The following is a 26,536-nucleotide window of genomic DNA, read 5'->3' on the forward strand; positions in this document are numbered from 1 at the left end:
CGCGCACCCGTCCCACCTCTCCCGAAAGGGTTCCCACGTGAGCAAGGTCCTGGTCTCCCTCCCGGTCGGCGAGCGCGTCGGCATCGCGTTCTCCGGCGGGCTCGACACCTCCGTCGCCGTCGCCTGGATGCGCGAGAAGGGCGCGGTGCCCTGCACCTACACCGCTGACATCGGTCAGTACGACGAGCACGACATCGACGGCGTGCCCGGTCGCGCCCTCGAGTACGGCGCCGAGCTGGCCCGCCACGTCGACTGCAGGACCCAGCTCGTCGAGGAGGGCTTCGCGGCGATCGCCTGCGGCGCCTTCCACATCCGCTCGGGAGGTCGGGCCTACTTCAACACCACGCCGCTGGGCCGCGCGGTGACGGGCACCATGCTCGTCCGTGCCATGCACGAGGACGGCGTCGACATCTGGGGCGACGGGTCGACCTTCAAGGGCAACGACATCGAGCGCTTCTACCGCTACGGGCTGATGGCCAACCCGGAGCTGCGCATCTACAAGCCGTGGCTGGACCCCGACTTCGTCCACGAGCTCGGCGGGCGTGCCGAGATGAGCCGCTGGCTCTCCGAGCGCGACCTGCCCTACCGCGACTCCGCGGAGAAGGCCTACTCGACCGACGCCAACATCTGGGGCGCCACCCACGAGGCGAAGACCCTCGAGCACCTCGACGTGTCCCTGGAGACGGTCCAGCCGATCATGGGTGTCCGGTTCTGGGACCCGGCGGTCACGATCGAGGCGGAGGACGTGACGGTCCGGTTCCACGAAGGCCGGCCGATCGCCCTCAACGGCATCACCTTCGACGACCCGGTCGCGCTGGTCCACGAGGCCAACACGATCGGCGGTCGTCACGGCCTGGGCATGAGCGACCAGATCGAGAACCGCATCATCGAGGCCAAGTCGCGGGGCATCTACGAGGCGCCGGGGATGGCCCTGCTGTGGGCCGCCTACGAACGGCTGCTCAACGCCGTGCACAACGAGGACACGATCGCCCAGTACCACGCGGACGGCCGGCGGCTCGGACGGCTCCTCTACGAGGGCCGCTGGCTCGACCCCCAGGCCCTGATGCTGCGCGAGGCGATGCTGCGGTGGATCGCCTCGCTGGTGACGGGGGAGGTCACGCTGCGGCTGCGGCGAGGAGAGGACTACACCGTGCTCGCCACCGACGGACCGGCGTTCTCCTACCACCCCGACCGGCTGTCGATGGAGCGCACCGAGAACGCGGCGTTCGGGCCGCTGGACCGCATCGGCCAGCTCACGATGCGCAACCTCGACATCGCCGACTCGCGCGCCAAGCTCGAGATGTACGCCGGGCAGCCGCTCGACCAGGGGCAGGTGCTCGTCGAGAACGGAACCCTCTACGGGGCGATCGAGCCGGGTGGCTACGACCGGATCACCCGCAACCCGCAGGCGGAGGGTGACGAGAGCGAGGCGGCGCTGGACCACGCCGCTATGGAGTTCGGGACCGACTGATGACGACCAACGAGGGCAAGCTGTGGGGTGGCCGCTTCGCCGGCGGGCCGTCGCCCGAGCTCGAGGCGCTGTCGAGGTCGACCCACTTCGACTGGCGGCTGACTCCCTACGACCTCGCCGGGTCGCGCGCCCACGCCAACGCCCTGCACCGGGCCGGGCTGCTGACCGACGACGACCACACCGAGCTCCTGCGGGGGCTCACCGTCCTGGGGGAGCGGTACGCCGCCGGCGAGCTGCGTCCTGACCCGGGCGACGAGGACGTCCACGGCGCGCTCGAGCGTCTGCTCCTCGAGGAGGTCGGCCCCGAGGTGGGCGGCCGGCTGCGCGCCGGCCGGTCCCGCAACGACCAGATCGCCACGATGCTCAAGGTGTTCCTGCGCGACCACGCGCGCGTCGTGGCCGGGCACGTGCTCGACCTCGTCGCGGCCCTGCACAGGCAGGCGCACGACCACCTCGACGTGGTCATGCCGGGCCGCACCCACCTCCAGCACGCGCAACCGGTGCTGCTGGCCCACCACCTCGCCGCTCATGCGTGGCCCCTCGTCCGGGACGTGCACCGGCTCCTCGACTGGGACACGCGCGTCGCCGCCGACTCGCCGTACGGGTCAGGCGCCCTCGCCGGCTCGTCGCTCGGTCTCGACCCGGAGGCGGTCGCCGCCGAGCTCGGGTTCACGGGCAGCTCGGCCAACTCGATGGACGGCACCGCAGCACGGGACTTCGTCGCCGAGTTCGGGTTCGTCGCCGCGATGGTCGGGGTGGACGTGAGCCGACTGGCCGAGGACCTGATCCTGTGGTCGACGCACGAGTTCGGCTTCGTCGAGCTCCACGACGCCTGGTCGACCGGGTCGAGCATCATGCCCCAGAAGAAGAACCCCGACGTCGCCGAGCTCGCGCGTGGCAAGGCCGGCCGCCTCGTGGGCAACCTGACGGGGCTGATGACCACGCTGAAGGCACTCCCGCTGGCCTACAACCGCGACCTGCAGGAGGACAAGGAGCCGGTGCTCGACTCGGTCGACACCCTCGAGGTCCTGCTGCCCGCCGTCACCGGGCTGGTCGCCACGTTGCGCTTCGACGCCGCGCGGATGGCAGAGCTGGCGCCGCGGGGGTTCTCCCTGGCGACGGACGTGGCGGAGTGGCTGGTGCGGCAGGGCGTGCCGTTCCGGGTCGCCCACGAGCTCGCCGGCGCCTGCGTCCGCCGGTGCGAGGAGCTAGGCCTCGACCTGCCGGACCTGACCGACGATCAGCTGAGGGCCATCTCCCCGCACCTGGCACCGGAGGTGCGGACCGTGCTCACCGTCGAGGGGTCGGTGGCGTCCCGCCGCGGGCGGGGTGGCACGGCACCGGTCCGCGTGCGCGAACAGCTCGCCGAGCTCGCCGACGCCGTGACCACCTTGCGGGAGCGCCTTGCCTGACCTGGCCGCTGTTCTCGCCCACCCCGTCCTCGAGGTCGCCCCCCGGCTGCTGGGCGCCGTGGTCCGTCACGGCGACGTCGCCGTGCGCCTGACCGAGGTGGAGGCATACGCCGGTGCCGACGACCCGGGTTCGCACGCCTACCGGGGTCGCACCGCACGGAACGAGGTGATGTTCGGCCCGCCGGGGCACCTCTACGTCTACTTCACCTACGGCATGCACCACTGCTGCAACGTGGTGACGGGGGAGGACGGGGTCGCCAGCGCGGTGCTGCTGCGTGCCGGCGAGGTGGTGGCGGGTGTCGACGTCGCGGCTCTGCGTCGACCACGGTCCTCCGAGCGCGACCTCGCCCGCGGACCCGCGCGCTTGTGCTCGGTCCTCGGCATCACCCACGAGCAGGACGGGACCGACCTGGCCACGGGTCCGGTGACCCTGGAGCTGGGGGAGCCGATGACCGGGTGGCAGACGGGCCCCCGGGTCGGGCTGCGAGGTGCTCCCGAGCGTCCGTGGCGCTTCTGGCTGCCCGGCGAGCGGTCCGTCTCGACCTACCGGCCGGCCACCCCGAGGCCCACGAGGGCACCCGATTTGGGATCGTGACGAGCGCGCTGCTAACGTTCCACCCGTCGCGAGAGCGGCTCCCAACACCTCGGGCTCTGGCCCTCGTTGGGTGGCGCGCGCGGCGCCGGAACAGCCCGGCCCCGTCGAGTTGACGGGCACCGAGCCGGACCGGTAAGTTTTTGCAGGTTGCCCCAGCGCTGGCCCGCAAGGGTCGGTGTCGGTGCGCGCCCGATGTTTGAGAACTCAACAGTGTGTTTATGTCGATAGAATTAGTTTGTGTGCCCTGTCAATGGCGCAATGTTTGTTGTGTTGTTGTTTGGGTTTGATGATTGATTCTGGCAATTGTGTCAGGGTTTGTTGTCAGGTTTGAGTTTTTTGTAGGTTTTCTACGGAGAGTTTGATCCTGGCTCAGGACGAACGCTGGCGGCGTGCTTAACACATGCAAGTCGAGCGGAAAGGCTCCTTCGGGGGTACTCGAGCGGCGAACGGGTGAGTAACACGTGAGTAATCTGCCCTCCACTTCGGGATAGCTCCGGGAAACCGGGATTAATACCGGATATGACTCCTTCACGCATGTGGGGGGGTGGAAAGTTTTTCGGTGGAGGATGTGCTCGCGGCCTATCAGCTTGTTGGTGGGGTAATGGCCTACCAAGGCTTCGACGGGTAGCCGGCCTGAGAGGGTGACCGGTCACACTGGGACTGAGACACGGCCCAGACTCCTACGGGAGGCAGCAGTGGGGAATATTGGACAATGGGCGGAAGCCTGATCCAGCAACGCCGCGTGAGGGATGACGGCCTTCGGGTTGTAAACCTCTTTCAGCACCGACGAAGCGCAAGTGACGGTAGGTGCAGAAGAAGGACCGGCCAACTACGTGCCAGCAGCCGCGGTAATACGTAGGGTCCGAGCGTTGTCCGGAATTATTGGGCGTAAAGGGCTCGTAGGCGGTCTGTCGCGTCGGGAGTGAAAACCCAGGGCTTAACTCTGGGCTTGCTTTCGATACGGGCAGACTGGAGGCATGCAGGGGGAGAACGGAATTCCTGGTGTAGCGGTGAAATGCGCAGATATCAGAGAGGAACACCGGTGGCGAAGGCGGTTCTCTGGGCATGTCCTGACGCTGAGGAGCGAAAGTGTGGGGAGCGAACAGGATTAGATACCCTGGTAGTCCACACCGTAAACGTTGGGCGCTAGGTGTGGGATCCATTCCACGGGTTCCGTGCCGCAGCTAACGCATTAAGCGCCCCGCCTGGGGAGTACGGCCGCAAGGCTAAAACTCAAAGGAATTGACGGGGGCCCGCACAAGCGGCGGAGCATGCGGATTAATTCGATGCAACGCGAAGAACCTTACCTGGGTTGACATACACCCTGCCGCTCCAGAGATGGGGCTTCTTTTGGGGGTGTACAGGTGGTGCATGGCTGTCGTCAGCTCGTGTCGTGAGATGTTGGGTTAAGTCCCGCAACGAGCGCAACCTCGTTCCATGTTGCCAGCAGGCCCTTCGGGGTGCTGGGGACTCATGGGAGACTGCCGGGGTCAACTCGGAGGAAGGTGGGGATGACGTCAAGTCATCATGCCCCTTATGTCCAGGGCTTCACGCATGCTACAATGGCCGGTACAGACCGCTGCGATCCCGTGAGGGGGAGCGAATCGGAAAAAGCCGGTCTCAGTTCGGATTGGGGTCTGCAACTCGACCCCATGAAGTCGGAGTCGCTAGTAATCGCAGATCAGCAACGCTGCGGTGAATACGTTCCCGGGCCTTGTACACCGCCCGTCACGTCACGAAAGTCGGCAACACCCGAAGCCCATGGCCCAACCGCTTGCGGAGGGAGTGGTCGAAGGTGGGGCTGGCGATTGGGACGAAGTCGTAACAAGGTAGCCGTACCGGAAGGTGCGGCTGGATCACCTCCTTTCTAAGGAGCACGCCCTGTGCTCACCGGGCGAGTGTCTGGTGGGTTGTGTGGGGTGTTCACTAGTGGAATCTGTCGACATTCCCTGCCCGTGTGGTTGCTGGGTGCTGGTGCCGGTTGTGTCCGGTGCTGGTGGCTGGTGGTCGGGGTGGGGGCACACTGTTGGGGTTCTGAGGCATCGGGCCGGCCCCTGCTGGTTTCCCTGGTTGTCCCCTGCTGCTGCGCTGATGGTGTGTGGTGGTGGGGGATCGGGGTGTGGGGGTGGGTTGGTTGTCTTGGTCCTGGCCGTGCCTGGGCTCCTCGTCGGAGAGGGGAGTCGTCGGGGCGGTGTGGGGTTGTTGTTTGAGATCTGGATAGTGGACGCGAGCATCTTTGTAGTCTGTGTCTTCTGTGCATGCGTGGCCGCCGTGCCCTGGTGTTTTCTGGGGTGTGGTGGGGTGTGTGTGTGTGGAGACAAGCTGTGAAGGGCACATGGTGGATGCCTTGGCATCGAGAGCCGATGAAGGACGTTGGAGCCTGCGATAAGCCCTGGGGAGTTGGCAACCGAGCTGTGATCCGGGGGTGTCCGAATGGGGAAACCCAGCACGAGTCATGTCGTGTTACCCGCGCCTGAATGCATAGGGCGTGTGGAGGGAACGCCGGGAAGTGAAACATCTCAGTACCGGTAGGAAGAGAAAACAATTGTGATTCCGAGAGTAGTGGCGAGCGAAATCGGATGAGGCTAAACCTCATGCATGTGATACCCGGCAGGGGTTGTGTTGTGGGGGGTCGTGGGAGCGTTCGTGAGGGGTCTGCCGGCCCCTCGGGCAGTGATAAAACGCGTCGTGAAGGTGAGGTCCCTTGGAAGGGGGCGCCGGAGAGGGTGAGAGCCCCGTAACCGTAAGCGTGCGTCTGTGGAGCGTTTTCCCAAGTAACACGGAACTCCTGAAATTCCGTGTGAATCTGGCGGGACCACCCGTTAAGCCTAAATACTCCTCGATGACCGATAGCGGACCAGTACCGTGAGGGAAAGGTGAAAAGTACCCCTGGCGGGGAGTGAAATAGTACCTGAAACCATGTGCCTACAATCCGTCAGAGCCTTGCCTTCGGGTGGGGTGATGGCGTGCCTTTTGAAGAATGAGCCTGCGAGTTTGCGGTGTGTTGCGAGGTTAACCCGTGTGGGGTAGCCGTAGCGAAAGCGAGTCCGAACAGGGCGTTTCAGTAGCGCGCTCAAGACCCGAAGCGGAGTGATCTATCCATGGGCAGGTTGAAGCGTCGGTAAGACGACGTGGAGGACCGAACCCACTTAGGTTGAAAACTGAGGGGATGACCTGTGGATAGGGGTGAAAGGCCAATCAAACTCCGTGATAGCTGGTTCTCCCCGAAATGCATTTAGGTGCAGCGTTGTGTGTTTCTTGCCGGAGGTAGAGCACTGGATAGCCGATGGGCCCGACCAGGTTACTGACGTTAGCCAAACTCCGAATGCCGGTAAGTGAGAGCGCAGCAGTGAGACGGCGGGGGATAAGCTTCGTCGTCGAGAGGGAAACAGCCCAGACCATCAGCTAAGGCCCCTAAGCGGTGACTAAGTGGAAAAGGATGTGGAGTCGCAGTGACAACCAGGAGGTTGGCTTGGAAGCAGCCACCCTTGAAAGAGTGCGTAATAGCTCACTGGTCAAGTGATTCCGCGCCGACAATGTAGCGGGGCTCAAGTCATCCGCCGAAGCTATGGCATTCACGCGTAAGCCAAGCCGCCCTTTCGTGGGGTTGGTTCAGGTGTGTGGATGGGTAGGGGAGCGTCGTGTCGCGTGGGAAGTCCCGGAGTGATCCAGGGGTGGATGCGGCACGAGTGAGAATGCAGGCATGAGTAGCGAATCACGGGTGAGAAACCCGTGCGCCGAATGATCAAGGGTTCCAGGGTCAAGCTAATCTGCCCTGGGTAAGTCGGGACCTAAGGCGAGGCCGACAGGGCGTAGTCGATGGACAACGGGTTGATATTCCCGTACCGGCAACGTAGCGACCCTGACGAGGCCGGTGATGCTAACCACCCGAAACCCCGGGTATGTCGGCCTTCGGGCCGGTGGCCCGGTGGTGGAGCGTGGGACCCGATCCGGTAGTAGTCAAGCGATGGGGTGACGCAGGAAGGTAGCCCAACCACGGCGATGGTTGTCCGTGGCCAAGCATGTAGGACGAGACCTAGGCAAATCCGGGTCTCTCACTTTGATGTGGAGTCTGAGATGTGATGGGGAGCCACTTCTGGTGAAGTGGGTGATCCTATGCTGTCGAGAAAAACCTCTAGCGAGCTATGCGCCGCCCGTACCCCAAACCGACTCAGGTGATCAGGTAGAGAATACCAAGGCGATCGAGAGAACCATGGTTAAGGAACTCGGCAAAATGCCCCCGTAACTTCGGGAGAAGGGGGACCCGAACCGTCAACCCACTAGCTGGGGGAAGCGGGGAGGGTCGCAGAGACCAGGCCCAAGCGACTGTTTACTAAAAACACAGGTCCGTGCGAAGTTGTAAGACGATGTATACGGACTGACTCCTGCCCGGTGCTGGAAGGTTAAGAGGACGAGTCAACCACTTCGGTGGTGAAGCTCAGAATTTAAGCCCCAGTAAACGGCGGTGGTAACTATAACCATCCTAAGGTAGCGAAATTCCTTGTCGGGTAAGTTCCGACCTGCACGAATGGAGTAACGACTTGGGCGCTGTCTCAACCATGGACTCGGCGCGAAATTGCACTACGAGTAAAGATGCTCGTTACGCGCGGCAGGACGGAAAGACCCCGGGACCTTTACTATAGTTTGGTATTGGTGTTTGGTTCGGCTTGTGTAGGATAGGTGGGAGACTGTGAAACCTTCACGCCAGTGGAGGTGGAGTCAACGTTGAAATACCACTCTGGTCGTACTAGATGTCTAACCTGGGACCATGATCTGGTTCAGGGACAGTGCCTGATGGGTAGTTTAACTGGGGCGGTTGCCTCCCAAAGAGTAACGGAGGCGCTCAAAGGTTCCCTCAGCCTGGTTGGCAATCAGGTGGCGAGTGTAAGTGCACAAGGGAGCTTGACTGTGAGACAGACATGTCGAGCAGGGACGAAAGTCGGAACTAGTGATCCGGCCACGGCATGTGGAAGCGTGGTCGCTCAACGGATAAAAGGTACCCCGGGGATAACAGGCTGATCTTCCCCAAGAGTCCATATCGACGGGATGGTTTGGCACCTCGATGTCGGCTCGTCGCATCCTGGGGCTGGAGTAGGTCCCAAGGGTTGGGCTGTTCGCCCATTAAAGCGGCACGCGAGCTGGGTTTAGAACGTCGTGAGACAGTTCGGTCCCTATCCGCCGCGCGCGTAGGAAACTTGAGAAAGGCTGTCCCTAGTACGAGAGGACCGGGATGGACGAACCTCTGGTGTGCCAGTTGTCCCGCCAGGGGCACGGCTGGTTAGCTACGTTCGGAAGTGATAACCGCTGAATGCATCTAAGCGGGAAGCACGTTTCAAGATGAGGTTTCCCACCCCCACGAGGGGTTAAGGCCCCCACCAGAACAGTGGGTCGATAGGCCGGAGGTGTACAGCAGCAATGCCCAGCCGACCGGTACTAATAGGCCGAGGGCTTGTCCCACACCCACACGACCACACCCCCACCACCCGGGGAACACGGTCACGGTGTGCACGACACCCACAGACACACAAAGAGCACTGCTCCGCGTCCACTAACCAGATCCCAACCAACACACCCACCACACACGAGTGTGTGGCAGGGAACAGTTGGAAATAGAGTTACGGCGGCCATAGCGAACGGGAAACACCCGGACCCATCCCGAACCCGGAAGTTAAGCCGTTCAGCGCCGATGGTACTGCACCCGAGAGGCTGTGGGAGAGTAGGACGCCGCCGGACATTCTTTCATCGAGGGCCACCCCAGACGGGGTGGCCCTCGATCCATTTCCAGACCTTTTCCGGACCCATTTCTGGCCATGACGGTGGTTGTGGTCGAGCCCGGGGACGAGCCAGCTGTCAGGCACAGGCAAGCCATGACCGGCAGTCTTCACAGCCTGCATCGGCAGGCCCGCCGGGGCGTCGGTGCCCACCGACAGGCTGGGTGCCGAGGTGATGAGAGATGACAGGGACGACAGCAGCGAGCCAGCAGGTGGCCGACCACAACCAGGTGCGGTTGGTGGGTCGGGTCTCGGGGGAGCCCGAGGAACGCAGGTTGCCCAGCGGCGACCGGGTGTGGGCGTTCCGGGTCGTGGTGGCGCGTGAGCAGCCCCACGGCCGGCAACGCGTCGACGCCCTCGAGTGCGCGGCCTGGAGCGGGCGGACACAACGCTCGGTCGCGCGCTGGAGCCCCGGCGACCTCGTCGAGGTCGAGGGTGCGCTGCGCCGACGGTTCTACCGCACCGGTGGCGGCACCCAGTCGCGCGTGGAGGTGGAGGTCGCCGCCGCCCGGATCATCCGTCGCGCAGCGACCGCATGATGACGCCGAGACTGGGCTTGGGCTGGAACGAGGTGGCCTTCTCCGGGAGGACCCGGTGGTCGGCCACGATCCCACCCACGAGGTCGAAGTCCGGTGCCGGCATGAGCACGGCGATCCGTCGGCGGGTGAGCCGTTGCAGCGTGTCCTCGACCGAGTGGTGGTAGGTCACACGACGGGGCTTGCCGGGAAGTCGGGGCAGCAGCTCCTCGTGCAGCACCTCCACCGCCGCCCGGGAGTCCGGCAGCCGGAGCTCGAGGCGGGCCCACTCCCGACCATCGGTGACCACCAGGGTGCTGGGGCCGAGCGCCGCCATGGCATCGGGCTCCGCGGCCGCGCTCAGCTCGGCGATGCCCTCGACGGCCTCGCCGAGCTGCGGGAGCGACGTGTCCGCCACCGTGCGATGGATGGCCCCGAGGAAGAGGGGGGTGTCGTCCTGGTCGACCAGCATCGCGAGGCCCCGGTCGGCGGGGGAGCCCGGATCGGCCTCCTGCATCCGGAGGTAGGCCTCGTAGCGGTGGTGTCCGTCCGCGATGAGCGGCCGGGCATCCGCCAGGTCCTCCCGGAGTCGCGCCAGCAGCTCGGGAGCACGGATCGCCCACAGCCGGTTGTGCCGCTCGGCACGGTCCGTGAACTCGCGGTCAGGGGGGCCGGCCATGACGTCGTGGACGAGGGCGCGCACGGCGGCAGGACCGCGGTGCACCAGCAGGATGGGGGCGGGGTTCACCTGCATCTGCGTCATCCGGGCCGCCAGCTCGTCGGCCTGGGCGTCGTGGACGCCCTCGTGGGGGAGCACGACCTGCTGCTCTCCCGGGCTCGCCCGCCGTGACACGTCCAGCGCGCCGACCAGACCGCGGACGGTGAGGCCGCCGACGGCGTACTCGTGCAGGTAGACGGCGGGCTGGGTGTCGCGCGTCAGGTGTCCCTGGCGCTCCCACCGACGCAGCCGGCTGCCGACGTCCCGGTACGGCCGCGCGAAGGCCCGGGCCGACGCGGGGTCCCCGACCCGGTGCGGGGAGAGACCGAGGGCGCGGAAGGCCTCCAGACGGAACGGGCCGGCGACGGGGGCTGGGGGGCGCGCCGGTCCGGAATCCACCGGGTCATCGTAGGGTGCCCTCCCAGCGACAGCAGGGAGGAGGGTGAGCGTGCTCAGGGCGACGGCAGGACCCTTGGTCGACTCCCACGACCTGGTGATGTTCGACCTCGACGGCGTGGTCTACATCGGGGAGACCGCCGTGCCCGGGGCGCCCGACCAGCTCCGCGCCCTGCGCGACACCGGTGTGCACGTCGCGTTCATCACCAACAACGCCTCTCGCCCTCCCGACGCGGTGGTCCAGCGGCTCGCCGCGGTGGGGGTCGAGGCCTCCCCGGCCGATGTCGTCACCTCTGCCCAGGCCGCGGCCCACGTGCTCCGGACGAGGTTCGGCAGCGACGCGGCCATCGCGGTGCTGGGCGCGGAGGGCCTGGTCGAGGCGGTGCGGGAGGAGGGCCTCGAGCCGCGCGACGTCGACGACGCGGACGTGGTGGCGATCGTGAGCGGCTACGGGCCGGACGTCGTGTGGCGCGACGTGATGCGTGCGGCGGTGCGGATCCGCGGGGGCCTGCCCTGGGTCGCCAGCAACACCGACCGTACGCTCCCCACGCACGACGGCCCAGCGCCCGGGCACGGCGTGCTCGTCGACATGATCGCGCGCTTCGCTGACGTCACCCCGGAGGTGGCCGGCAAACCCGAGCGGCCCCTGCTCGACGAGACCATCCGCCGCGTCGGCGGTGACCGACCGCTGATGGTCGGCGACCGGATCGACACCGACATCGAGGGCGCGCGGAACGTGTCGGTCGCCTCGCTCCTCGTCATGACGGGCGTCACCGGCCTGGATGAGCTGGTCTCCGCCGCGCCGAGACTGCGGCCGACCCACGTCTCCACCGATCTCACGGGGTTGTTCGCGGTGCACGGGTGCCCGGAGCGACGCGACGCCGGGTGGGAGCTCGGGGGGTGGACCGCACGCGTCGACGACGGAGTCCTCGCCGTGACCGGCTCGGGAGCGGTCGACGACTGGTGGCGGGTGGTGGCCACGGCTGGGTGGCACCACCTGGACGAGCACGGCACGCCTGTGGACACCACGGGGTCGGTGCCGCCCGGGACCGCCCCGGAGCGGTAGCCTCCTGGCCATGAGCCAGGCGCATCCCGAGACCCCCAGGGCCGATGCCGTCCGGACCGGCGTCGCCGCGGTGGACGAGGTGCTCGACTCCCTCGCGGGGCTGGACGAGCTCGACGTCGCTGACCACCCGCCTGTCTTCGAGTCCGCCCACGCGCGCCTGCGAGCCGCCCTCGACGGCGACGACGCCTGACCCCGGGCCTGATCCGGGGTGCCGCGCCGACTCCGGCTGGACGCCGAGCTGGTCCGGCGAGGACTGGCCCGGTCCCGTGAGCACGCCAGCGAGCTGGTGGCTGCCGGTCGGGTCACCGTCGCCGGAGCCCGGGCCACGAAGCCTGCGACCGGCGTCACCACGGACGCGGCGATCGTGGTGCGCGACGACCCCGACCGACCCGACTACGTCTCGCGCGGGGGTCACAAGCTGGCAGGGGCACTCGAGGTCTTCACCCCGGCGGGGCTCGACGTCGCAGGGCGCCGCTGTCTCGACGCCGGCGCGTCGACCGGGGGGTTCACCGACGTGCTGCTGCGGGCAGGCGCACGAGAGGTCGTGGCCGTCGACGTGGGCTACGGCCAGCTCGCTTGGCCGGTCCGCACCGATCCACGCGTCGTCGTCCACGACCGCACCAACATCCGTGACCTCACCCCGGAGCTGGTGGGGGACCCGGTCGACCTGGTCGTGGGAGATCTGTCCTTCATCTCGCTGACGCTGGTGCTGGACGCGCTGGTCTCGGTGACCTCGCCCGACGGCGACCTCGCCCTCATGGTGAAGCCGCAGTTCGAGGTGGGGAAGGACCGCGTGGGCAAGGGGGGTGTGGTTCGGGATCCCGAGCTCTGGGTGGAGGCCGTGGCCACCGTGGCGGAGGCTGCCGCGACGCGGGGATGGGGGGTTCGCATGGTCACACCGAGCCCACTGCCCGGTCCCTCGGGCAACGTCGAGTTCTTCCTGTGGCTCCGCCGCGGCCCGGACTCCCTGTCGGCGGCCGAACGCGACGCCGTCGTGCGGGGCGGCACCTCGACGTCGGCGCCGGGTGAGAAGGTGGACCCGTGACCCCGGCCACCGACCGCCGCGTGCTGCTGCTGGCCCACACCGGCCGGCCGGAGGCGCACGCGATCGCGACGGCGTTCGTCCGCACGCTCGTCGGTCACGGGATCCTCGTGAGGCTGCTCGCCGACGAGGCACGTGACCTGGGGTTGGGCCCGGAGTGTCCCGAGGGCATCGAGTACGCCGACGGCGAGGCCGACGCCGGGCACGGCTGCGAGCTCGCCGTGGTCATCGGCGGTGACGGCACCATCCTGCGTGCGGCCGAGATCACCCACGAGAGCGGGACGCCGGTGCTGGGCGTCAACATCGGCCACGTCGGCTTCCTGGCCGAGGCCGAGGTCGATGACGTCGAGTCGACCATCGAGGCCATCGTGCAGCGTCGCTACACCACCGACGAGCGCTTCACCATCGACGTCACGGTCCACCACGACGGCGAGCTGGTCAGCAGCACCTTCGCGCTCAACGAGGCGAGCGTGGAGAAGGCGGCGCGCGAGCGGATGCTCGAGGTCGTGCTCGAGATCGACGGTCGACCGCTGTCGCGGTGGGGCTGCGACGGCGTCGTGTGTGCCACGCCCACGGGCTCGACCGCCTACAACTTCAGCGCCGGGGGGCCCATCGTGTGGCCGGGCGTCGAGGCCCTGTGCGTCGTCCCCCTGAGCGCCCACGCCCTCTTCGCCCGCCCGATGGTGGTGGCCCCGACCTCGGTGGTCGCGGTCGAGGTCCTCACCCGCAGCGACGGTGCCGGGGTGCTGTGGTGCGACGGCCGACGCACCGTCGACCTGCCTCCCGGCGCCCGCATCGAGGTCCGCCGGGGCGCCACCCCGGTGCGCCTGGTGCGCCTTCACGCTGCTCCCTTCACCGATCGGCTCGTGGCCAAGTTCGACCTGCCCGTCGAGGGGTGGCGGGGCGCCGGAGAACGCCGCCGGCGGAACGGGGGCGCGGGTGCTTGAGGAGATCCGGATCGCCTCTCTCGGGGTCATCGACGACTCGGTCCTCGAGCTCGGGCCCGGCCTGACCGTGATCACCGGGGAGACCGGTGCCGGGAAGACCATGATCGTCACCGCGCTCGGCCTGCTGCTCGGCGGCCGCGCCGACAGTGGTGCCGTGCGGACCGGCGCTTCCCGGGCACGGGTCGAGGGCACCGTCGTCACGGCCGCCCTGCCGGACTTCGCCGCGGCGGTCGACGACGCCGGGGGAGAGGTCGAGGACCAGCGGGTGGTGCTCGGTCGGTCCGTCAGCGCCGAGGGTCGCTCGCGCGCCTTCGTCGGTGGCGCGACGGTGCCCGTGAGCCGGCTGGCCGACCTCACCGCACCCCTCGTGGCCGTCCATGGTCAGTCCGACCAGCACCGGTTGCTGCAGCCCTCGGCGCAGCGGCGGGCCCTGGATCGCTACGGCGGCGACGCGATCGGCCTCCCCCTGTCTCGCTACCGCGACCTCCACACGGCCTTGCAGGCCACCGAGCGCGAGCTGGCCGAGGTCTCCGGCCAGGCCCGCGAACGCGCCCGGGAGGCCGACCTGCTCCGCTTCGGCCTCGGCGAGATCGACGCGGTGGCGCCGGTCGCCGGCGAGGACACGGCGCTGGCGGCGGAGGAGGCCCGCCTCGGTCACGCGGACGCGCTGCGGGTCGCGGCCGAGACGGCGCGGGAGGCGCTCAGCGGCGACGGTGACGCTCCCGACGCGCTCGGGACCACGGCGGCCGCCCGCAACGCGCTCGACGGAGTCCGCGACCACGACCGGGAGGCTGCCGGTCTTGCCGACCGGATCGGCGAGCTCACCTATCTGCTCTCCGACCTCGCGGCCGACGTGGCCTCCTACGCCTCGGGCATCGAGGTCGACCCCGCGCGACTGGCTGCGGTGTCGGAGCGCCGGGCGGCCCTGACCGGCCTGACGCGCAAGTACGGCGAGTCGCTGGCGGAGGTCCTCGCCTGGCGCGACCGGTCCGCCGAACGGCTCCTCGACCTCGACGGCACCGACGAACGGATCGAGACCTTGCGCGCCACCCGGGACCGGCTCCGGAATGAGCTGGTCGAGGTGGCCGGCACCCTCACGGCCGCCCGGACCGAGGCCGCGGCGCGTCTCGGCGCCGCGGTGACCAGCGAGCTCGCCGACCTCGCGATGCCGCACGCGCGGCTCGAGGTCGCGGTCGAGCCCCGCGACGACTTCGGCCGCTCGGGGCGCGACGTCGTGGAGCTGCGGCTGGCCGCCAACGTCGGCGCGGAGCCCCGACCGCTCCACAAGGGTGCCTCCGGGGGTGAGCTCTCCCGCGTGATGCTGGCCCTCGAGGTGACGCTCGCCGCGACCGGGACCGTCCCCACCTTCGTCTTCGACGAGGTCGACGCCGGGGTCGGGGGCGCGGCGGCCGTGGAGGTCGGCCGCCGCCTGGCCAGGCTGGCCCGGGAGGCCCAGGTCCTGGTGGTGACCCACCTGCCGCAGGTCGCCGCCTATGCCGACCGCCACGTCGTGGTGGCCAAGTCGCACGACGGGTCGGTCACGAGCTCGGGCCTGAGCGTGCTCGACGAGGAGGCGCGCGAGCGCGAGCTGTCGCGGATGATGGCCGGGCTGAGCGAGTCCGACAACGCGCTGGCCCACGCCCGGGAGCTGCTGGCCACGGCCCAGCCCGCACGGGCCGGCGGCTGACACACCGACGCCCCACGGATGCCGTCGGCGCGCCCACCCGGCTGACACCATGTGGCAGTGCCTGTCCGCAACCGATCCTCCGTCGCCCTGCCCGGGCTCACGGGAACGGCCCGCGTGGACCGTCGTACCAGGGTGCTGCTCCCGCGCTTGCGGCCCGGCGACATCGCCGTCATCGACCACCTCGACCTCGACCGCGCCACCGCGCAGGCCCTCGTCGACGCGCAGGTCGCCGCCGTGCTCAACGTCTCACCGTTCCTCTCCGGCCGCTACCCGGCGCTGGGGCCCGCGGTCCTCGCGCAGGCGGGGGTGCTGCTGCTGGACCGCCTGGAGGGCGGTGACCAGATCGCCGACGGTGCCCGGGTGCGCGTGCACCAGGAGGTGGTCTTCACCGAGGACTCCCCGGTGGCGATGGGTCGCAGCGTCGACCTGGCGCTGCTGACCAGCGAGATGGATCTGGCCCGGACCGGGCTCGGGACCCAGCTGGAGACCTTCACCCACAACAGCACCGAGCTCCTGCGTCGCGAGGAGGCGCTGCTGCTCCACGGCCAGGGACTACCGACTCCCGGGACAAAGGTGGCCGGCAGACCTGCTGTCGTGGTGGTCGACGGGCACGAGCACCTGCTGGAGCTGCGTGGCATCAAGGCGTTCCTGCACGAGCAGCGTCCTGTGCTGATCGGCGTCGACGGGGGTGCGGAGGTGATCCGCCAGGCTGGTCACACCCCCGACATCATCGTCGTCGGCGCCGGCGCGGACGACCCGGACCTGCCGCAGGCGGCGACGCTGCGCAGCGCCCACGACGTCGTCGTCCGGGTCGACCGGGGGAACCGGCGTCCCGTCGAGGCGCTGGACCGGATCGGGATCCGCGCCGGACGGGTGGAGACCGGTGCCACCACGGAGGACGTCGCCCTGCTGCTCGCAGACGCGGCGGGGGCCTCCGTCATCGTGGGGGTGGGCGTGCACGCCTCGCTGGACGACTTCCTGGACCGGCAGCGGTCCGGCCTGGCCAGCACCTACCTGACCCGGCTGCGGGTCGGACAACGACTCGTGGACGCCACCGCGGTGCCCATCCTCTACTCCGGACGACTGCGGCCCCGGCACCTGTTCTGGACGCTGCTGCTCGGTCTGCTGGCCGTGGCCGCTGCCGTGGCCACCACACCGGTGGGTCAGGAGTGGGCGGCGACGGCCTGGGCCTGGGTCCAGCAGACGTGGTCTGGGTGGTTCGCGTGATGCTCGTACGTCGCCACCTCGTGGTCGCCGTGGCCCTGGTCCTCGCGCTCGCGACCGGGGTCGCGCTCGGCGCCGGTCCGTTGAGCCACGAGCGGTTGCTGCCGACCACGGCCACCCCGCCGCCTTCGCAGGAGCCCGCGACCGACCCGGGCGCCTCCGCCGACGACCTCGCCGAGTCCGCAGCCGCCACCCTGCTCGGCTCCCGGCTCGACGGACGTGTCGTGGCGGTGCTGTCGACGCCGGGGGCCGACGACGGGGTCGTCGAGGACCTGGTCGCGGGGATCCGCGAGGCCGAGGGCTCGGTGGTCGCACGCTGGAGTGCGGGCCGGTCCCTGGTCAGTCCGCGCGAGAAGACGCTCATCGACACCCTCGGCAGCCAGCTGCTGGAGCAGCTGGCCGGAGGTGCTGCCGCCGACGACGCCGTCGCCTACGAGCGGATGGGCCAGCTGGTGGGCCGGGCCATCGCCTCCCCGAAGGCCACGGGTGTGGCGGCCGACCGCGACGCCCTGACGATCCGGCAGAGCATCGGTGCGGCGAGCCTGCTGTCCGGCGGGGGCGAGGAGTCACGGCTCGCACCGCTGCTGCTGGTGGTCCTCGGGTCCGACATCGAGGACCACGTCGTCGCCGACCTGGTCTCCGGGCTGTCCACGCGGGCCGCCGGAGTCGTGGTCGCGGCGCCGGCGGGTGCCCGTGACCTGGCGGTCCTCGACGAGCTCGGGTCGGTCACCACGGTCGACGGCGTCGACGGCCCGGCAGGTCGCCTGGCCGCCGTGCTCGCCCTGGCCCGGGCCGACGCCGAACCGGGGGGCTCCTACGGTGCGTCAGGATCCGACGGAATGCTCCCGCTCGGGTAGGATGAAACCCCGTGAAGCACGCGACGCCCGTCAAGCATGTGTTCGTCACCGGAGGCGTCGCCTCCTCGCTGGGGAAGGGGCTCACGGCCTCGAGTCTCGGCAACCTCCTGAAGGCGCGGGGGCTGCGCGTGACGATGCAGAAGCTCGACCCCTACCTCAACGTCGACCCGGGGACGATGAACCCCTTTCAGCACGGTGAGGTCTTCGTCACCAACGACGGCGCGGAGACCGACCTCGACATCGGGCACTACGAGCGGTTCCTCGACACCGACCTCTCCCAGATCGCCAACGTCACCACGGGGCAGGTCTACTCCAGCGTGATCGCCAAGGAGCGTCGCGGCGACTACCTCGGTGACACCGTGCAGGTGATCCCCCACATCACCAACGAGATCAAGGACCGCATCGTGGCGATGGGGGCCGACGGCGATGTCGACGTGGTGATCACCGAGGTCGGCGGCACGGTGGGCGACATCGAGTCGCTGCCGTTCCTGGAGGCCGCGCGGCAGACCCGCCACGACATCGGGCGCGACAACTGCTTCTTCATCCACGTCTCCCTCGTGCCCTTCATCGGGCCCTCCGGTGAGCTGAAGACGAAGCCGACCCAGCACTCCGTGGCGGCGCTCCGCTCGATCGGTATCCAGCCCGACGCCGTGGTGTGCCGCGCCGACCGCGATCTGCCCGAGGGCATCAAGCGCAAGATCTCCCTGATGTGCGACGTCGACCAGGAGGCCGTGGTCACCGCGGCCGACGCCCCGTCGATCTACGACATCCCCAAGGTGCTTCACCGGGAGGGGCTCGACGCCTACCTGGTGCGGCGTCTGAACCTGCCCTTCCGTGACGTCGACTGGACCGCCTGGGACGACCTGCTGCGTCGGGTCCACCACCCCAACGAGGAGGTCACCGTCGCCCTCGTGGGCAAGTACGTCGACCTGCCCGACGCCTACCTGTCCGTCGCCGAGGCGCTGCGGGCCGGAGGGTTCGCCCACGAGGCTCGCGTGCACCTGCGCTGGGTCGCCTCCGACGAGTGCGAGTCGCCGGCCGGCGCGGCCCGCAACCTGCACGACGTCGACGCGATCTGCGTGCCGGGAGGCTTCGGCATCCGCGGCATCGAGGGCAAGCTCGGCGCCCTCACCTACGCGCGGACCCACGGCATCCCGACGCTCGGCCTGTGCCTCGGACTGCAGTGCATGGTCATCGAGTACGCCCGCAACGTCGCCGGTCTCGAGAAGGCCGGGTCGACCGAGTTCGACCCCGACAGCCCGGAGCCGGTGATCGCCACCATGGAGGAGCAGAAGTCCTTCGTCGAGGGTGCCGGCGACCTCGGTGGCACGATGCGACTGGGCCTCTACCCGGCGTCGCTGGCGGAGGGCAGCGTCGTGCGCGAGGTCTACGGCGAGGCGACCGTGCAGGAGCGGCACCGCCACCGCTACGAGGTCAACAACGACTACCGGGAGCCGCTGGCCGAGGCGGGTCTGCTCTTCTCGGGCACCAACCCCGAGCTGGGTCTCGTGGAGTTCGTGGAGCTGCCGCGCGAGGTGCACCCCTACTACGTCGCCACCCAGGCCCACCCCGAGCTGCGCTCGCGGCCGACGCGGCCGCACCCGCTGTTCGCCGGGCTGATCGGTGCCGCCATCGAGCGGCAGAAGGCCGAGCGGTTCCCCATCGACGAGACCGGGCTCCGACGGCCGCCCGTGGGCGACGAGGTCTGACGGGTCCTCCTCGGCCGGGCGCGTCGGACTGGCGAGGCCTGAACGCGGACCGTAGCGTCCGGTGACATGGATCAGCCGCGAGGGCAGGCGCCGCCCCTGGGCGACGTGGCGGAGAGCTGGCCGGTCACCGACAGCGAGGACCTCCACCGCGACGACTGGGTGGTGGCGCTCCGGGCCGACCGCATCACGCGGCCGGGTGACCCGGACGGGGAGCCCTTCCGGCGGCTCGTGCTCGAGCACCCGGGCGCCGTGGTGGTGCTGGCGGTCGACGAGCGCGACCGCGCGTGCTGCCTGCTGCAGTACCGCCATCCCGCGCAACGACGCTTCGTCGAGCTGCCTGCCGGGCTGTGCGACGAGCCGGGGGAGGAGCCGCTCGCCGTGGCCCAGCGGGAGCTGCAGGAGGAGGTGGGCCTGGCGGCGTCCTCGTGGGCGCACCTCGCGACGACGTACTCCTCCCCGGGCCTGAGCACCGAGCAGATGCACTTCTACCTCGCACGCGGCCTGACCGACGTGGGGCGCGACGACTTCGACCTCGAGCACGAGGAGGCGGAGATGAGCGTGGTGTGGGTGCCCCTCACGGAGCTGCGCGCCGCGGTGCTCGACGGACGGGTGGCCGACGCCCCCCTCGTGCTGGCGGTCCTCCTCGCCGATGCCCGGGGGGTCGGCGCACCATCGGCCCGCGGGGAGTAGTCTCGGCGCCGCCCCACGATCGTGTGAGGGCGCTCACGCACCCCGAGGAGTCCAGGTGAAGGTCGGCGTCCCCCAGGAAGTCAAGAACCACGAGTACCGGGTGGCGCTCACCCCGGTCGGTGCCCACGAGCTGACGCAGCACGGCCACGAGGTCTTCGTGCAGCGCGGCGCCGGCGAGGGCTCGCAGATCCCCGACGAGGAGTACGTCGCCGCCGGTGCCCGGATCATCGACGACGCCGACGAGGTCTGGGGGAGCGCCGACATGGTGCTCAAGGTCAAGGAGCCGATCGCCGAGGAGTACCACCGGCTCCGGGAGGGGCTGACGCTCTTCACCTTCCTGCACCTCGCTGCCGACAAGCCGCTGACCGAGGCGCTGATCGAGAGCAAGGTGACGGCGATCGCCTACGAGACCGTGCAGCTGCCCTCCGGGGGGCTGCCGCTGCTCTACCCGATGTCCGAGGTGGCCGGGTGCCTGGCACCGCAGGTCGGTGCCCACTCGCTGATGAAGGCCAACGGGGGCCGCGGTGTGCTCATGGGAGGCGTGGGCGGCGTGGCCAACGCCAAGGTGGTCATCATCGGCGCCGGGGTGTCGGGGCAGAACGCCGCCAACATCGCCCTCGGCATGGGGGCCGACGTGACCCTGCTCGACACCGACCTCGACAAGCTGCGGATGTCGTTCTGGCGCTACAACAACAGGGTCCACGGCCTGGCCTCGTCGAAGCTCGCCATCCAGCAGCAGGTGATGGAGGCCGACATGGTGATCGGTGCCGTGCTGATCCCCGGTGCGGCCGCCCCCAAGCTGGTGAGCAACGAGCTCGTCTCGCAGATGAAGTCCGGGTCGGTGCTGGTCGACATCGCCGTCGACCAGGGCGGGTGCTTCGAGGACACCCGCGCCACGACTCACGCCGACCCGACCTACGAGGTCCACGACTCGATCTTCTACTGCGTGGCCAACATGCCCGGCGCCGTACCCAACACCTCCACCTACGCCCTCACCAACGCGACGCTGCCCTACACGGTGGCGGTCGCCGACAAGGGCTGGCAGCAGGCGTGCCGCGACGACCGGAGCCTGGCGCTGGGCCTCAACACCCACGCCGGCGACCTCACCAACGGTCCGGTGGGTGAGGCCGTGGGCATCAAGGCCGTGCCCCTGGACGAGGCCCTTGCCTGAGGCTGCGGTCCCCGCAACCGCTCGCGCTGTCCGCACCTACCTCGACCACCTGGGGGTCGAGCGGGGCCTCGCGGCCAACACCCTGTCGTCCTACCGGCGCGACCTGCGCCGCTACACCGAGTTCCTGGCGGGGGAGGGGATCACGTCCCTGGACGGGGTCAGTGAGGCGACGGTGACCTCGTTCCTCGCCCGCCTTCGCGAGGGCGACGCCGACCACCCGGCGCTCTCGTCGACCTCGGCGGCGCGCACCCTGGTGGCCGTGCGGGGGTTCCACAAGTTCTGCGTCACCGACGGCCTGGCCACGCTCGACCCGGCGGCCGGGGTCAAGCCGCCGCGGCCCGCCAAGCGGTTGCCCAAGGCCCTGCCGCTGGCGGACGTGGAGGCGATCCTGGAGGCCGCCGGGGCCCCGGCCACGACGCTGGCGCTGCGCGACCGGGCGCTGCTGGAGGTGCTCTACGGCACCGGTGCCCGGATCTCCGAGGCCGTGGGGCTCGACGTCGACGACCTCGACCTGGTCGAGGGCACCGTGCTGCTGCGAGGCAAGGGTGGCAAGGAGCGTCTCGTGCCTCTCGGGTCCTACGCCGGCGAGGCAGTCGACGCCTACCTCGTGCGCGCCCGACCCGAGCTCGCCACGACCCGGACCCCCAGCGGGGCACTGTTCCTCAACTCCCGGGGTGGGCGGCTGTCGAGACAGAGCGCCTGGGCCGTCCTCGTGCGCGCGGCCGAGCGCGCCGGCGTGACCCGCGACGTGTCTCCCCACACGTTGCGCCACTCCTACGCGACGCACCTCCTCGACGGTGGTGCCGACGTCCGCGTGGTGCAGGAGCTGCTCGGGCACGCGTCGGTCACCACCACGCAGGTCTACACCCTCGTCACGGTCGACAACCTGCGCGAGGTGTTCGCCACCGCGCACCCGCGGGCTCGCGGATGACCCCTGACGAGGTCTACGACGCGGTGGTCGGGCACGCGCGGCAGCGCGGCCTGGAGCTGTACCCGCACCAGGACGAGGCCGTCATCGAGCTGCTCGCCGGCAGCAACGTCGTCCTCGCCACCCCCACGGGCTCGGGCAAGTCGCTGGTCGCCGTGGCCGCCCACATGGCCGCCCGCGCGGAGGACCAGGTGAGCTACTACACCGCCCCGATCAAGGCTCTGGTCAGCGAGAAGTTCTTCGACCTCTGCCAGGTCTTCGGGCCCGACGACGTCGGCCTGCTGACCGGGGACGCCGCGGTCAACCCCGACGCGCCGATCATCTGCTGCACGGCGGAGGTCCTGGCCAACATCGCGCTGCGGGAGGGGGCAGGTGCGGACGTCGGGGTCGTGGTCATGGACGAGTTCCACTACTACGGGGAGCCGGACCGTGGCTGGGCCTGGCAGGTGCCGCTGCTGGAGCTGCCGCAGGCGCAGTTCCTCCTCATGTCGGCCACCCTCGGCGACATGTCGGCCATCGCCGAGGACCTGGGGCGCCGCAACGGTCGGGAGACCACGGTCGTCGCGGATGCGGAGCGGCCCGTGCCGCTGACCCACGCCTGGTCGCTGGAGCCGCTCGCGGACACGCTCGCAGAGCTCGTCGAGACCGGACAGGCGCCGGTCTACGTCGTCCACTTCACCCAGGCCGCCGCCGTCGACCACGCCACGACCCTGCTCAAGGGCTGGAAGGCCGGGAAGCACGTGGACAAGGAGGCGGTCGCGGAGCGGATGGCCGGCGTCAGGTTCGGAGCGGGGTTCGGCAAGACGCTGTCGCGCCTCCTCCGTGCCGGCATCGGGGTCCACCACGCGGGCATGCTGCCGAAGTACCGGCGCCTCGTCGAGCAGCTGGCCCAGGACGGGCTGCTGACGGTCATCTGCGGCACGGACACCCTCGGGGTCGGGATCAACGTCCCGATCCGGACGGTGCTCTTCACCGGTCTGGCCAAGTTCGACGGCACCCGCCAGCGGGTGCTGCGGGTGCGGGAGTTCCAGCAGATCGCCGGGCGGGCCGGCCGGGCCGGCTTCGACACCGCCGGGCACGTCGTGGTGCAGGCCCCCGAGCACGTCATCGAGAACGAGAAGGCCAAGCGGAAGACTGCCGAGAAGAACGCCACCAACCCGAAGAAGAAATCCAAGGCCCAGCTCAAGAAGGCGCCCGACGGCACCGTGGTCTGGACGGAGCAGACCTTCGACAAGCTCGTCGGCGGGACGCCCGAACGGCTCACGTCCCGGATGAAGGTCGACAACGCCATGCTGATCAACGTCGTCTCCCGCGAGGAGGACGCGTTCCCGGTGCTGCGGCGGCTGCTCACCGACAACCACGAGGACCGCAGGCGGCAGCTCCGGCTGGCCCGTCGCGCTCTGCGGCTGGCACGCTCGCTGGTCCGCTCGGGGACGCTGACCCGGCTGGACGAGCTCGACGCCCACGGGCGCCGCTACGTGCTGACGGTCGACCTGCCGCCGGAGTTCGCGCTCAACCAGCCGCTGGCGCACTTCGCGCTGGCGGCGTTCGACGTGCTGGACCCGGAGGCCCCGACCTACACCCTGGACGTGGTGTCGGTGGTCGAGGCCGTGCTGGAGGCACCGCGTCAGATCCTCTTCGCCCAGCAGTACGCAGCGCGGGGCGAGGCGATCGCGGAGATGAAGGCGGACGGCCTCGACTACGACGAGCGCATGGCGCGGCTGGAGGAGATCACCTGGCCGCAGCCGCTCGCGGAGTGGCTGGAGGCGCTGTTCGAGACCTACCGGCAGACCCACGCCTGGCTGGATCCCGACGCGCTCGGCCCGAAGTCGGTGTTGCGGGAGATGTGGGAACAGGGCATGACCTTCACCGACGTCATCTCCCGCTACCAGCTGGCGCGCTCGGAAGGACTCCTGCTGCGCTACCTGACCGACGCCTACCGCACGCTGCGTCAGAGCGTGCCCGAGCGCCACCGCACCGCGGAGCTCGAGGAGCTGGTCGACTGGCTGGGGGAGACGGTGCGTCAGACCGACTCCTCGCTCCTGGACGAGTGGGAGGCCCTGACCGACCCCGCGCACGCGCCCGCCGACGTCGCGCGGCACGAGCCGGCTCCGCCGCCGCGACCGTTGTCGCGGCAGACGCGCAGCTTCGAGGTGATGATCCGCAACGCGATGTTCGCCCGCGTGCTGCTGTGCGCCCGCGACGACCTCGACGCGCTCGTGCGGACCGAGCAGCAGGCCGCCGGCAGGCTCGACCCGGCGCGCGAGGTCGTGATGGACCGTCGGGCGTGGGACGTCGCGCTCGAGGACTACTACGCGGAGCACGACGCCATCGGGACCGACGCCGACGCCCGCGGGCCGCAGCTGCTGCGGATCGGGCCCGAGGAGCAGGGCGTGCCCGCCGGCGCCCCGGAGGACTCAGGGGCACGCATCCGACGCGTCGTGCAGACCCTCGCCGACCCCGCCGGCCACCACGACTGGGTGATCGAGGCCGTCGTCGACTGCGACGCCTCCGACGAGACCGGGGAGCTGGTGCTCGCTGCGACGGCCCTGCGCCGGCTCTGAGGCTCAGCCGGCCCCACCGAGGGCGACCGCGAGCGCGCCCGGACCGCCCACCACCGGCAGCACCAGCCGGGTGCCGGCGACCCGCACCCGGACCCGGGTGCCCGCAGGGGGACGCAGCGTGTGGGCGTGGTCGCTTGAGGCGACGACGAGTCCCAGCCTGACCCCCGCGGGCACGCGTCGTACGAGCGCCTGGTCGAGCTCGACGGAGAGCTCGTAGACCTCCCCGGGGCGCAACGGCGACTCCTGGGCGAGCGACGCGTGGTTGCGGGGGTCGGCCCAGCCGCCGCTCACCAGGCGCACCGGCTGGCCGTGCCGGTGACCCAGCGTCACGAGGCCGACGGAGACGTTGGCGGCCTCGGCGTCGACCGAGAACCGGACGTCGACCGAGCCGTGACCGGAGAGGTCCACGGGCCGCACCAGCCGCGGGCTTCGCCACAGCAGCCGGTGGCGCGAGCGCGGGGTCCGGGCGAGCCGGGTGAGGGTGTGGCGTGCGTCGTCCACCAGGCCCCCGACCCCGCCGGCCGCGGGACTCGTCCGCAGCCGGCCCTCGTGACGGCGTACCGGCCCTGCCCAGAGGGTCGTGGGCTCGCCTCCCGGCCACGCCGTTGTGCTCCGCGAGCGGCCGGCGCGGGTGACGAGGGTGCTCGCCGGGGTGGCAGCGAGCACGCCGTTGTCGGCGTCGCGGAGGAAGTGGTCGAACCAGGCCAGGACCTGGTCGCGCCACGGCTGGTGGTCGGCGAGCCAGTCGCCGTGGCCGTAGGGGTGCCACCAGGAGCGGACCGGCGCCCCCGTGGCCGCCAGCGCCTCCGCCCAGCGACCGGCCTGGTCGCTGAAGACGTTGTCGTCCGCGGTTCCGTGGAGGGTCAGCACCCCCGCCGACACCTGGTGGGCGGCCGCCCGGTAGTCACGTGCCTGCCAGAACGGCGTGAGGTCGCCGGTGCGACGCGCCTGACGGCGCCGCAGGCTCGCGATCTCCTCCCGGCAGCGGCCCGGGCGGTTCCGGGTGAGGACGGCCCGCGCGAGCACGTCGGCGTCCTCCCCCTGGTAGCCGCCCGGCGCGCGGACCATGCCCTGGGACCGGTAGTAGTCGTACCAGCTGGAGATCGCCGAGACCCCGACCACCGCGTCGAGCCCCTCGACGCCCGAGGTCGCGGTCGCCTGGGGGAGCGTGCCGTTGTAGGAGACGCCGATCATCCCCACCCGGCCGGTGGACCAGGCGGCGGTCACGGGCCCACCGTCGGTGCCGCGGCCCACGAGGTCGCCGGTGAGCCACCGCACCACGGCGGTCATGGCCGCCGTCTCGTTGCGGCCGCCCGACGTCGGGCAGCCGGTGGAGCCGCCGCTGCCGAGCGACTCGGCGGTGACGTAGGCGTAGCCCTCGGGGAGCAGCCAGTCACGGTAGGAGGACCAGGGCCGGGCCGTGCGGCGACGCAGCGCCGCGACGTCGACGTCGTGCATCCGCACGTCCCGCAGGCCGGCGAAGTACGGGCTCGGCTCCACGACCACCGGGACCGGCCCCTCAGCGGCGCGCGGCAGCCGCCACCGGACGTGGACCCGGTCGTCGCGACCGTCGTGGTCGGAGTCGACGCTGGGGACGGTCACCCACGCCTCCCCCCGACGCGGTGCGGGCGTCGGGTCGGCCTGCGCCCCCGGGGAGCCCGGGACGACGGCGAGCAGACCCGCCAGGACGGCGGCGGTGGACGTGACCGCGGCGGCCCGGCGGTGGCGGCGACGGCGGTGTGGCATGGTCCGAGATCCCTTCGACAGCAGCCG

Annotated in this window: 18 protein-coding genes and 3 rRNA genes; 19 read left to right on the forward strand and 2 right to left on the reverse strand. The window is 69.9% G+C overall.

The genetic code is table 11. The features are described 5' to 3' along the window. Window positions 1–37: 37 nt before the first annotated feature. The 7 genes from argG (at window position 38) to K6T13_RS07980 (ending at window position 9,788) form a co-directional block, all read left to right on the forward strand. Window positions 38–1,471, forward strand: coding sequence for an argininosuccinate synthase (gene argG, locus K6T13_RS07950; RefSeq protein ID WP_222897951.1), 1,434 nt, complete (start codon window positions 38–40; stop codon window positions 1,469–1,471). Further along, window positions 1,471–2,883: an argininosuccinate lyase gene (argH, locus tag K6T13_RS07955; protein WP_222897952.1), complete on the forward strand. Its 1,413-nt coding sequence runs from the start codon at window positions 1,471–1,473 to the stop codon at window positions 2,881–2,883. Before argG ends, argH begins: the two co-directional genes overlap by 1 nt. After that, the gene (locus K6T13_RS07960; RefSeq protein WP_222897953.1) at window positions 2,876–3,478 is read left to right on the forward strand and encodes a DNA-3-methyladenine glycosylase; all 603 of its coding nucleotides are present in this window, start codon (window positions 2,876–2,878) and stop codon (window positions 3,476–3,478) included. The genes argH and K6T13_RS07960 overlap by 8 nt, the downstream gene beginning before the upstream one ends. 346 nt (window positions 3,479–3,824) lie before the next feature. Then, window positions 3,825–5,345: ribosomal RNA gene (locus K6T13_RS07965) — 16S ribosomal RNA — on the forward strand. Between the two features lie 448 nt (window positions 5,346–5,793). Then, window positions 5,794–8,935 (forward strand): 23S ribosomal RNA (locus K6T13_RS07970). Between the two features lie 159 nt (window positions 8,936–9,094). Beyond that, a 5S ribosomal RNA gene (gene rrf, locus K6T13_RS07975) occupies window positions 9,095–9,211 on the forward strand. The 16S, 23S and 5S rRNA genes sit together here, the layout of an rRNA operon. 220 nt (window positions 9,212–9,431) lie before the next feature. After that, the gene (locus K6T13_RS07980; protein ID WP_222897954.1) at window positions 9,432–9,788 is read left to right on the forward strand and encodes a single-stranded DNA-binding protein; all 357 of its coding nucleotides are present in this window, start codon (window positions 9,432–9,434) and stop codon (window positions 9,786–9,788) included. On the opposite strand, the gene K6T13_RS07985 is transcribed toward K6T13_RS07980, so the two are convergent. Then, on the reverse strand, window positions 9,763–10,881 hold the full coding sequence (locus K6T13_RS07985) for a DUF1015 family protein (RefSeq protein WP_222897955.1): 1,119 nt from the start codon (window positions 10,879–10,881) through the stop codon (window positions 9,763–9,765). The two genes, K6T13_RS07980 and K6T13_RS07985, sit on opposite strands and share 26 nt — an antisense overlap. 49 nt (window positions 10,882–10,930) lie before the next feature. Between K6T13_RS07985 and K6T13_RS07990 the strand changes: the two genes are divergently transcribed. The 12 genes from K6T13_RS07990 (at window position 10,931) to K6T13_RS08045 (ending at window position 24,763) form a co-directional block, all read left to right on the forward strand. Further along, window positions 10,931–11,944, forward strand: a complete 1,014-nt coding sequence (locus K6T13_RS07990) for an HAD-IIA family hydrolase (protein WP_249423998.1) — start codon at window positions 10,931–10,933, stop codon at window positions 11,942–11,944. Between the two features lie 10 nt (window positions 11,945–11,954). After that, window positions 11,955–12,134: a hypothetical protein gene (locus K6T13_RS07995; RefSeq protein WP_222897956.1), complete on the forward strand. Its 180-nt coding sequence runs from the start codon at window positions 11,955–11,957 to the stop codon at window positions 12,132–12,134. 18 nt (window positions 12,135–12,152) lie between these two features. Beyond that, window positions 12,153–12,989, forward strand: coding sequence for a TlyA family RNA methyltransferase (locus tag K6T13_RS08000; protein ID WP_222897957.1), 837 nt, complete (start codon window positions 12,153–12,155; stop codon window positions 12,987–12,989). Further along, the gene (locus tag K6T13_RS08005) at window positions 12,986–13,933 is read left to right on the forward strand and encodes an NAD kinase (RefSeq protein ID WP_222897958.1); all 948 of its coding nucleotides are present in this window, start codon (window positions 12,986–12,988) and stop codon (window positions 13,931–13,933) included. The genes K6T13_RS08000 and K6T13_RS08005 overlap by 4 nt, the downstream gene beginning before the upstream one ends. Further along, window positions 13,926–15,620: a DNA repair protein RecN gene (recN, locus tag K6T13_RS08010; RefSeq protein WP_222897959.1), complete on the forward strand. Its 1,695-nt coding sequence runs from the start codon at window positions 13,926–13,928 to the stop codon at window positions 15,618–15,620. The genes K6T13_RS08005 and recN overlap by 8 nt, the downstream gene beginning before the upstream one ends. 57 nt (window positions 15,621–15,677) lie before the next feature. Then, the gene (gene steA, locus K6T13_RS08015; protein ID WP_222897960.1) at window positions 15,678–16,847 is read left to right on the forward strand and encodes a putative cytokinetic ring protein SteA; all 1,170 of its coding nucleotides are present in this window, start codon (window positions 15,678–15,680) and stop codon (window positions 16,845–16,847) included. Then, window positions 16,847–17,701 carry a copper transporter gene (locus K6T13_RS08020; RefSeq protein WP_249424029.1) on the forward strand — a complete coding sequence of 285 codons (855 nt, stop codon included), beginning with the start codon at window positions 16,847–16,849 and terminating at the stop codon, window positions 17,699–17,701. The genes steA and K6T13_RS08020 overlap by 1 nt, the downstream gene beginning before the upstream one ends. An 11-nt stretch (window positions 17,702–17,712) precedes the next feature. Continuing rightward, entirely contained in the window at window positions 17,713–19,410 is a 1,698-nt protein-coding gene (gene pyrG, locus K6T13_RS08025; RefSeq protein WP_222897962.1) for a CTP synthase, read from the forward strand. Window positions 19,411–19,476: 66 nt separating this feature from the next. Next, a complete protein-coding gene (locus tag K6T13_RS08030; protein WP_222897963.1) occupies window positions 19,477–20,100 on the forward strand; it encodes an NUDIX domain-containing protein in 624 nt (207 codons plus the stop codon). A gap of 55 nt (window positions 20,101–20,155) precedes the next feature. Continuing rightward, on the forward strand, window positions 20,156–21,271 hold the full coding sequence (gene ald / locus K6T13_RS08035) for an alanine dehydrogenase (protein ID WP_222897964.1): 1,116 nt from the start codon (window positions 20,156–20,158) through the stop codon (window positions 21,269–21,271). Then, entirely contained in the window at window positions 21,264–22,202 is a 939-nt protein-coding gene (xerD, locus tag K6T13_RS08040; RefSeq protein WP_222897965.1) for a site-specific tyrosine recombinase XerD, read from the forward strand. The genes ald and xerD overlap by 8 nt, the downstream gene beginning before the upstream one ends. Continuing rightward, the gene (locus tag K6T13_RS08045) at window positions 22,199–24,763 is read left to right on the forward strand and encodes a DEAD/DEAH box helicase (RefSeq protein ID WP_222897966.1); all 2,565 of its coding nucleotides are present in this window, start codon (window positions 22,199–22,201) and stop codon (window positions 24,761–24,763) included. The genes xerD and K6T13_RS08045 overlap by 4 nt, the downstream gene beginning before the upstream one ends. Before the next feature lie 3 nt (window positions 24,764–24,766). Here the strand turns inward: K6T13_RS08045 and K6T13_RS08050 are convergent, their stop codons facing one another. Further along, window positions 24,767–26,509 carry a CocE/NonD family hydrolase gene (locus K6T13_RS08050; RefSeq protein WP_222897967.1) on the reverse strand — a complete coding sequence of 581 codons (1,743 nt, stop codon included), beginning with the start codon at window positions 26,507–26,509 and terminating at the stop codon, window positions 24,767–24,769. Window positions 26,510–26,536 lie beyond the last annotated feature (27 nt).

The sequence above is a fragment of the Nocardioides coralli genome (assembly GCF_019880385.1).
Taxonomy (GTDB): Bacteria; Actinomycetota; Actinomycetes; order Propionibacteriales; family Nocardioidaceae; genus Nocardioides; species Nocardioides coralli.